This window comes from Achromobacter xylosoxidans, from assembly GCF_002192695.1.
Taxonomy (GTDB): domain Bacteria; phylum Pseudomonadota; class Gammaproteobacteria; order Burkholderiales; family Burkholderiaceae_B; genus Achromobacter; species Achromobacter xylosoxidans_C.
This window is the reverse complement of record NZ_MTLG01000059.1, coordinates 1-5,720: the sequence shown is the minus strand read 5'-3', so window position 1 is coordinate 5,720 and position 5,720 is coordinate 1. Positions and strand designations below refer to the sequence as shown.

Annotated in this window: 2 protein-coding genes; both read left to right on the top strand. The window is 61.7% G+C overall.

The annotated features are described in order from the left end of the window. On the top strand, positions 1 to 4,906 hold a 4,906-nt coding region (locus BRO63_RS10100), incomplete at its 5' end, for a VCBS domain-containing protein (RefSeq protein ID WP_143219458.1). Between the two features lie 161 nt (positions 4,907 to 5,067). Continuing rightward, positions 5,068 to 5,720, top strand: a 653-nt coding sequence (locus BRO63_RS10095) for a retention module-containing protein (RefSeq protein ID WP_143219457.1), incomplete at its 3' end; no start/stop codon positions are given.

Here is a 5,720-nt window from a genome sequence, read left to right as displayed (position 1 = left end):
AGGCCTGGCCACCGTCAAGATCGGCGACACCACCCTCACCGTCGCCGAACTGCAGGCGCTGAGCCCGACCACCCCGCGCGTCATCGACGGCGCCGAGGGCAAGCTCACGCTGACTGGCTACGACCCGGCCACCGGCAAGATCACCTACAGCTACCAGCAGGACGGTACCTCGAAGAACCACACTGCCGGCGACGACTCCGTCACCGACAAGTTCACTATTACCGTCACCGACGCAGCCAACCAGGTCAAGTCCGACGACCTGGTCGTGCTCATCACCGACACCGCTCCTGAGGCCAAGAACGACACGGCGGGCATCACGGAAGGCACGACCGCCCCCATCTCCGGCAACTTGTTGGGCAACGACACGCTCGGCGCCGATGCAGTCACGACGGTCATCACTACCGGCGACGCCAAGTACGGCACGCTGGTAGACAATGGCGACGGCACCTGGTCCTATCAGCTCAACAACAGCCTGCAAGCTGTCCAGGGGCTGCAGGCGGGCGAATTGCTGACCGAGACCATCCGCTACACCATCACCGATGCCGACGGCGACAAGAGCGAGGCCGTGCTGACGATTACGATCACCGGCACGAACGATCTGCCCTCGATCAGCAACGCCAGCATCAACCTGTCCGAAGAAGGCCTGCCGCACGGCATACCTGACAGCAATGGCACCACGGATACGACGAACGCTGTCACCTACTCCGGCAACCTGACCATCTCCGATTTGGATGTGAAGGACACCCATACCGTCACCTTGGTCAAGCCGGCGGACAACGCCCTGACCTCACAAGGAAAACCTGTCGTCTGGACCCTGTCGGACAATGGCCACACCCTGGTCGGCAAGGACTTCCACGGAAACTCCGTCATCACTGTCACGATGACCGACGCGGGCGGCTACACCGTAACCCTGTCGGGCCAAGTGGATCACCCGACGAACTCGGTCGAGGACGTGCTCCAGCTGGGTATCGGCGTGCAGGTCAGCGATGGTCACGCCACCAGCAACGGCACCATCACGATCAATATCGAGGATGACAGTCCGGAATTCGGCGCCGTCTCCAATACTGTGATGGAGAATGCCGCCACCAGCGCCACCGGCACCCTGGAATTCCATACGGGCGCCGACGCCGTGGGCGCCACGCTGGTCGTGTCGTCTGTCGGTCAGCTGCCGCAGAACTGGACGACCAGCGCGCTCAACAAGTCTTCGGTCGACATCTTCTCGCCCAACGGGACCAAGATCTTCACGGTGACCCTGAATCCGGAGGGCGGCTATACCGTCACCCAGCACGAAGCCCGGCCCGGAACGACCGAGTCGATCGACCTGGCCTCCTCGATCCGCAACAACCCCCAAACCACCTATGATCTCGGCTATGCGACGCTGAGCGCCGGCGGCGGGAAGACGTTCAACGCCAACACGTTCGGCAACGGGAATTCTTTCGGGATCGGCAACACCTCCTTCGACTCGGGCGAAAGCTTCCGCATGGACTTCAAGAAAGCCCTTTCGGACTTCACGCTGAATGTCGCGGAAGTCAAGGGAAGCGGCACGCTCAATGTCACGATATGGAGCGATGGCGTTTCCAAGGTCATCGCCATACCCGTGAACAACACGACTGGCGCCATCCACATCACGAAGGAGATGTTGAGCCAGGGCACCCCCTCGTTCTCTCAATTCGATAGCATCGAGATCGCTGCGGGCGGCAACGTCAAGATGTCCTTCCTCACGACCGGCTCCTATACGGAAAGCGTTCCCGCCGGCCCGATGGACTTCACGGTTGGCGTTACCGGAACGGATGGCGACGGCGACAAGGTGAACACGCATTTCAACGTGACCTCCACCGCGGAGTCCGCCGTTACGAACGCGACGAACAAGGTCGCGGAAGCCACTGGCGACACCGTTACGGGAACGATGCAGATCTCCGCAGCGTTGGGCATCGTGAGCGTCGACGTAAACGGCGTGGACGTCACCAAGGCGACGAATGCCAACCCGGTCAGCCTGACCACGGGCAAGGGCACGCTGAAGATCACCGGCTACGATCCGGCTACCGGCAAGCTCACTTACACCTATACCGAGAAGGGGAAATCCCAGGATCACTCTAACGGCAAGGACAGTGTGCATGACGACTTCACCGTGACCGCCAAGAATGCTGGCGGCCACGGCAGCAGCGGCAAGCTGACCATCCAGATCACCGACAGCGCGCCCGAGGCGAAGCCGGACACGGCCAGCGTGACGGAAGACAAGGTCTTGGAAGCCACGGGCAACGTCATCACCGGCACCGGTGCGGACGCCGTGGGCGCCGACGTGACCACCGTGGTCGGCGTGGCCAAGGGTTCGGCCAACCAGAACAAGGCGATCGAAGGCAACGTCAACGCCGAGGTCAATGGCGTGTACGGCAAGATCACCATCCACGCCGATGGCTCCTATACCTATACCCTGAACAACACCGATCCGCGCGTCAATGCACTGGGGCAAGGTGACAAGCTCTCGGACGTGTTCTCGTACACCATCCGCGATTCCGACGGCGACTTCAGCACCACGACCATCACCATCACGATCAATGGCACCAATGACGTGCCGGTGATGACCAACGACTTCCGGTCGGTCACGGAAGATGTGAACGTCACGGGCGGAAATCTCACCGTCAAGGGCGCGGTCACGATCACGGATCCCGATGCCGGCCAGTCGACCTTCGACACCGCCACCCTCAAGCTCACCAACAGCACGCATGCCGGCGGAGCGCTGGGCGTCATCGTAATGAAAGCCGATGGCACCTACACCTACAACGTCAACAACGCCGCGATCCAGTTCCTCAAGGCGGGCGAAAGCATCGTCGAGACCTACACGGTCGCGTCCGCCGACGGTTCGGCCACCAGCACCATCACCATCACCATCAATGGTGTCAACGACGCGCCCACGACCGAGGATGGTTCCGCGAACCTGGAAGCTGGCGATAAGCAGTACGTCTTCTCGCTGAACGATTTCCGCTTCGACGATGGAGCGGAAGGCAACAGCCTGCAAAGCGTCATCATCACCCAACCGCCCACCAGCGGCACGATGACCTATAACGGCAAGCCGGTCACGGCCGGCATGGAGATTCCGAAGTCGGCCATCGAACAAGGCCTGCTGAAGTTCACTCCGGGCGCCGACAAGCAGGACAGCTCCTTCAATTTCCAAGTGAAGGACAATGGCGGCACGGCGAATGGTGGCAGCGACACCTCGACCGAGCACAAGTTCGTCATCTCCGCCGATCACCTGGTGACCAACGGCAATGACAACAGCGGCAGCGGCGGCAAGCCGCCGCTGAACGGCGGGTCGGGCGATGACATCATCCTGGCGGACCAGGGCGGCTACGTCACGCACGTCAACCCCGGCACGAACTACAACATTGCGCTGGTGGTGGACCGTTCGGGCAGCATGTCCGCGCAATCCGGTTCCGGTGTCAACCGCATGCAGCTGGTCAAGGACGCGCTGGTCAAGCTCGCCAACGATCTCGAGCACCACGACGGCGTCGTCAATGTATCGCTGATCGGCTTCGCAACCCATGCTCAAGATCCGATCACGATCAACAACCTCACGAAGGACAATCTGAGCCAGTTGATCAAGGCGATCAACGATCTGACTATCGCGACGGGTAACACTGCGGGGACCAACTACGAAGCCGCCTTCAACGCGACCGTGAAGTGGTTCGCCGATCAGGGCAAAGCGAATCCCAGCGGTACGAAGTTCGAGAATCTGACGTTCTTCCTGACCGACGGAAACCCGACGCAGTACTACTACAACGACAAGAAGGGGGTGGACGGACCGGGTAACGATACCGACTACAACACCATGAAGGAATCCGTCGACGCCTTCAAGGCCCTCAGTGGCGCCAGCAAGGTCCACGGCATCGGCATCGGGACTGGCATCGACAGCAACATCCTGCGCTTCTTCGACAATACAGACAGCGCCGGCGACGGCCAGATCAGTTTTCCGACGAGGTGGAACATCTGGGGAACCCCTATTGAATGGACAGCCGTCTCTGGCAAAACTGGCTCCATTGACATCGTCAACACCGCAAACGACCTGGCGGCCGCGCTCAAGGGAGGCAGCAGCACGAGCAATCCGGCTGAAGTCGGCCACGACACCGTCTACGGTGGCGACGGCAACGACATCATCTTCGGTGACGCGATCAACACCGACCACCTGGCGTGGACCGGCAATCCCGCGGGATCCCACAATGGTGGCGGTCTCGACTCGCTGAAGGACTACCTCACGGCCGTGGACGGCGTCGCGCCGACCAACGAACGGATATACGAGTTCATCAAGCAGAATCCGGGACAGTTCGATGCGGCTGGCGACACGCGTGGCGGCAATGACGAATTGCACGGCGGCAAGGGCGACGACATCATCTATGGCCAGGGCGGCAATGATGTCTTGTGGGGCGATGACGGCAACGACAAGCTCTATGGCGGAACCGGCAACGACGAGCTCCACGGCGGCGCCGGCAACGACATCCTGGTCGGCGGCAAGGGCAACGACACCATGTGGGGTGATGGCGGCAGCGACACGTTCAAGTGGCAGCTCGGCGACCAGGGCACCACGGCGCAGCCCGCGATCGACACGATCAAGGACTTCTCGAAGGCATCGGTCGCCGACGGCGGGGATGTGCTTGACCTGAAGGACCTGCTTGTGGGCGAGAAGGACGGCAATCTGTCGCAGTACCTGAACTTCAAGCAGGATCCGGCCAACTCCAACAATACGCTCGTCGAGATCAACACCCAGGGCAAGCTTGGCTCCCAGGGCGCGGATCAGAAGATCGTGCTGGAGAACGTCGATCTCACCCATGACGCGAACGGTCAGGCCATGAGCAATCAGGCCATCATCAACGACCTGCTGCAGAAGGGTAAGCTGAACGTCGACCACAGCTAAGCAACAAGCCCCGGGAAGGCCGGCAACGGCCTTCCCGGCGGTGCACTCTCCATCAAGCATCTGCATTGCTGCTTGACGCTATCAGTGTTGCCAGTATCGAGCCCCGGCAACGCCATCTAGTATCTGGCCATCTTGGATAACGCCCTGAAAAGGGAACCAACATGGCCAATACGTCTCCCGCAATCGTCAACGAAATCTCCGGTAGCGCGTGGCTGCGTCATAGCGACGGATCCCTGACCGAACTACGCCTGGGCAGCAAGGTCCCTGCGGGCAGCGACGTGGTCACGGCGTCGGGCGCTACGGTTTCCCTTCAGGTTGAAAACGGCATGCCGATCATCATCGGCGAGGGCCGCGAGGTCGCGCTGACCAACGAAATTACCAGCATGCCGGATGATGCGCCCGCAGCGGCCGTCACGCCGCCCAAAGGCACCGACTCCGACCGATTGTTGGCCGCCCTGCGCGACGGCCGCGACCTGTTCGACGAACTCGATCCCACCGCCGCCGTGGCTGGCGGTGGCGGTGGTGGCGGCAGCAGCTTTGTGCGCTTGGCTCGCCTTCTCGAATCCACCAGCCCGCTAGACCTGGCCTACTCGAATCCCGCTCGCGATGATGCAGTCTTGCCACGCATGTCCGGCATTCGTCCCGTCCCCGGCGACGAGGAACCGCCCACGCCCGTCGACGTCAACCGCGCGCCCGCCGCGCGGGACGATGCTGGACAAGGCGATCAAAATAGCCACGTGCGCGGCAACCTGCTCGCGAACGACTCAGACCCGGACGGCGATCCCCTGACGATAGCTTCAGTAGGCAGTCGGCC